This is a genomic window from Psychrobacter sp. 1U2 (assembly GCF_051847575.1).
This window is the reverse complement of sequence record NZ_JBPYDC010001551.1, coordinates 1-577: the sequence shown is the minus strand read 5'-3', so window position 1 is coordinate 577 and position 577 is coordinate 1. Positions and strand designations below refer to the sequence as shown.

The following is a 577-nucleotide window of genomic DNA, read 5'->3' as shown; positions in this document are numbered from 1 at the left end:
ATATCGACGACGCGTCCGCCATGTGATGGTGGGCTTGAGTAGATACGGCGTACTGTAGAAGTCAGCTGACCAAAGACACGCTCGGCTTCATCAGTAGTTGGGCAAACGACTGATAAGCCGCCGACACGCTCACCGTATAACGACAGGTTTTTGGAGAATGAGTTGCTGACAAACAGCGGTAGACCCATATCGACTGCCTTACGAATAGCATAAGCATCGCTGTCCATATCTTCGCCAAAACCTTGATAAGCGATATCCATGAATGGAATCAGCTCGCGCTCCTGAATGACGTTTAGCACTTGATCCCACTGCTCTTTGGTCAAATCCACGCCCGTTGGGTTGTGGCAGCAAGGATGAAGTAAAAGAACATCGTCTTTGTTTAACGTCTCAAAAAACGCAATCATCTCATCGAATTTGATGCCGCCAGTGGCTTTATCGTAGTAGGGATATTTGCCAACTTCAACATCACTGCCCTCAAAGATAGCAATATGGTTGCCCCATGTTGGGTCGCTCACATAGCATTTAGATTGCGGGAACCACTCATGAATAAATTCAGCACCTACTTTTAATGCGCCAG

Annotated in this window: 1 protein-coding gene; it reads right to left on the bottom strand. The window is 47.3% G+C overall.

Translation table 11 applies throughout. From position 1 onward, the window contains the following. Positions 1 to 577 (bottom strand): aminotransferase class I/II-fold pyridoxal phosphate-dependent enzyme (locus ACS8FD_RS23125; protein ID WP_439277581.1); only part of this gene is annotated, 577 nt, incomplete at both ends.